Source organism: Chamaesiphon sp. VAR_48_metabat_403, from assembly GCF_031422475.1.
Classification (GTDB): Bacteria; Cyanobacteriota; Cyanobacteriia; order Cyanobacteriales; family Chamaesiphonaceae; genus Chamaesiphon.
The window spans coordinates 1-3,137 of record NZ_JANPLS010000428.1; the positions used below are offsets into that span (position 1 = coordinate 1).

The following is a 3,137-nucleotide window of genomic DNA, read 5'->3' on the forward strand; positions in this document are numbered from 1 at the left end:
AGTAGGTACCAATACAGAACGGCTTTTTAGGTGAATTATCTACACCTGAATCCCGTGAAGATCGGCTCTAACCCGCATTAAAATGCGTCCAAGCTGATTTGCGCCAGTCCGATCGACTCCACAGCCCCAGAAGTAATCTACAGGCGAATCCTCGATAATTTCGGCATCTGCGGTATCGAGTAAAATCTGGCGGAGATCTGCATGAGATCTGAATTTTTGCCACACAGCTCGATACATCAGCGTGCATTTACACCCATCCCAATCAGGATGGGCTTGATATTTGGGATTGCGCCCGATTTTTGTTGCCAATTCGGGTGTGGCTGCTTGGTAAATTTGCGCCATTAAATGCTCGAATTTCGTACCCTGAAATTTATGCGCTTGATAGTAGTGTTCGACAGTTGCCCACCGCACGCCAGCTAATTCAATCGAGTGTGGCGAAAAATTAGAAAAGCAACCGTAGGGCGCAGTAACTTTGTAGAAATAGATTTTCGATGGATTTTGGTTCACTCACTTATCGCAAATTACTGTGGTTGAGCGGCTACGAGTTCGATCGTCAATTTTTTACCAGCCATTAAGCCGCTACCTACCATCATATCCTGGGATTAACATCAGTTCCGGCGATCGCTTATTAGTCTTTCGTTCCCCGCTCCCCGCTCCACTATTAACTAATAACTATGCTTTGATGCAAGATCTGAGAATAATTATTATTTAGTTCGATCGCTCGTTATAATAACAGACTAGGACTATTGCCAATATTTATTGCTACTTGCCCCAAGACTGATGTCTAATCTCGATCGTCTTCACCATCCGCTGCTCCATCGTCGTCAGTTGCTCAAATATGGTTTAGCAGGATTGGGTTTAACGACTGCAACGCTAGCTTGGCAAGGACTCAAACCCCAGCCGAAAGCGAGAATTCCGGTAATGCCAGCGAGTAGCCCCATGATGGGCAATACCTTCAGTCCGATGCAGACTTTACGGGATTTTGACTATGGTACCGTCAAACAAGAGAACGGGCGGACTGTGAGGGAATTTAAACTGGTAGCCGGAAATACCACCCTTCAGTTAAATACCGCCGTATCGTTCAATAGTTGGAATTATAATAATCGGGTACCAGGGCCGACATTAAGAGCCAAAGCTGGCGAAATAATTCGGGTATCTTTTCTCAATCGGGCTGGGCACGCTCATTCGATGCACTTTCATGGCTTTCATCCAGCGGCGATGGATGGGATCAAACCAATTCGCAATGCTACGGGTACCATTTATGAGTTGGAAGCAGAACCGTATGGATTGCACCTCTATCACTGTCACGTCGCGCCCGTGACGCGGCATATCGGCAAAGGTTTGTTTGGGATGCTGATTATCGATCCGCCCCAACCTCGCCCGGTTGCTGACGAAATCGTACTGGTGATGGGGGGCTACGATACCAATGATGATGGTAAAAATGAGTTATATGCCTTCAATGGCGTGCCCGATTACTATATGATGCACCCGATCGAGATCTATCAGCATCAATTAATTCGGCTGTATGTCTTAAATACGATCGAAATCGATCCTGCTGTTACCTTTCATCTTCATGCCAACATGTTTGATGTCTACCCGACAGGGATGACACTAAAACCCAGTCATACCAGCGATGTGATTACAATGGGCACGGCAGAGCGACATATTTTAGAGTTTAAGTTTAAGTATCCGGGCGAATTTATGTTTCATCCCCATCAAGATGGAATCGCCGAACATGGCTGTATGGGCGCATTTAAAGTTATTTCAGCCACTTAATACAACTTATTTGCAAATAAGTTGACATTAGTTCTCATTAAGTACACAATTAAGATGATTAAAGATGGTGTGTTGTTACCAACATACTGAGTATCTACTCCCTACAGTGGTGGCTAGATCGATTACTACGATCCAGATTGGAAGTATTTATTATTAATCTAATTCTTGATGATACCCAATTTTAAAAAGCTGCAATCGTCCTCAACTTTTCACAGGCGATTACCTGCTTCGATCGCATCGATGTATTACCTTTAATCTTCAATTAATTTAAACCGATTTAATGAAAAACACACAGTATCTTAAAATAGCCATTCTTGCTTGTGCTGCTTCAATTGTAATTAGTGCCTGTAACAATACACCCACCACCACGACAACCGAAACTCAACCCAGTCCAGTCGCATCAACACCTCCAGCCGCTTCTAATGACATGGCGGGCATGAAGCATTCTGGTGGTAAAAAAATTAATATCAATAGTGCAATTTTATCCGAGCTAGATAAACTAGAAGCTAAACTAGGCATTCCCGCTTTATCTAATAAAATTCAAGCCGAACGACCATATAAAACACCAGAAGAATTAGTCTCCAAAAAAGTTATCGACCAAAAACAATACGACCAAATTAAAGATTTAGTCACAATTGAAGATATAGTCTTAACTGGAGTCGAGAAAGATGCTGATTATGCGATCAAACTAGGGCTGATGAAAGGGCACTTATATGTAGCCAAAGAACTCCTAGATTTGAATAAACCTAAAGATGCCGAACCCCATATCGGGCATCCAGTTGAAGAAATTTACACCGATGTCGCCGACCAACTCAACGAGCGCAAAGTTAAAGAGTTTAAAACTAAACTAATCGCACTCGAAGATTTAGTCAAAGCGGGAGCTAAAGAGATGCCCAAAGTGACAGCTAATTTAAAAGAATCTCAACAATCGATCGATCTAGCAATTGCCGCATTACCTGAATCTCAACGCAAGAGTCCCAGCTTTGTATTGCAAGTAATTAATGGACTATTAGATACTGCTAATTCAGAGTACGGAGCTGCGATTACCGACGGTAAAATTAAAGCCGCGATCGAGTATCAAGATTCTAGAGGTTTTATAGTTTATGCCGAGCAATTATATCAAGGGATTGCCGCAACTATGGCGAAAGATAGTCCCGATGCTCATAAAATAATTGTCGAAAATATGAAGCAGTTAAAAACAGCATGGCCAGCCGCGATGCCGCCAGCATCGCCTGTAAAAACTGTCGAAGAAGTTGGTAAATTAGTCAAAACGATCGAACAAAGTACTCAGAAAATTATTACTGTCGCTAGTAAATAGCGCGGCTGAGATCTACCCACCCCGCCCTACGGGCACCCCTCCA

The 3,137-nt window shown here is 43.1% G+C and carries 4 protein-coding genes; 3 read left to right on the forward strand and 1 reads right to left on the reverse strand.

Annotated elements, in window-relative coordinates:
- Nucleotides 1–39: 39 nt before the first annotated feature.
- A complete protein-coding gene (locus tag RMO79_RS20365; RefSeq protein WP_310485096.1) occupies nt 40–507 on the reverse strand; it encodes an NADAR family protein in 468 nt (155 codons plus the stop codon).
- Between the two features lie 19 nt (nt 508–526).
- Here RMO79_RS20365 and RMO79_RS20370 point away from each other — a divergent pair, with 19 nt between their 5' ends.
- The 3 genes from RMO79_RS20370 (at nt 527) to RMO79_RS20380 (ending at nt 3,094) form a co-directional block, all read left to right on the forward strand.
- The gene (locus RMO79_RS20370) at nt 527–712 is read left to right on the forward strand and encodes a hypothetical protein (protein WP_310485097.1); all 186 of its coding nucleotides are present in this window, start codon (nt 527–529) and stop codon (nt 710–712) included.
- A 68-nt stretch (nt 713–780) separates the two neighbouring features.
- On the forward strand, nt 781–1,776 hold the full coding sequence (locus tag RMO79_RS20375) for a multicopper oxidase domain-containing protein (protein ID WP_310485098.1): 996 nt from the start codon (nt 781–783) through the stop codon (nt 1,774–1,776).
- A 280-nt stretch (nt 1,777–2,056) separates the two neighbouring features.
- Complete coding sequence (locus tag RMO79_RS20380) at nt 2,057–3,094, forward strand: helix-hairpin-helix domain-containing protein (protein WP_310485099.1); 1,038 nt, start codon at nt 2,057–2,059, stop codon at nt 3,092–3,094.
- Nucleotides 3,095–3,137 lie beyond the last annotated feature (43 nt).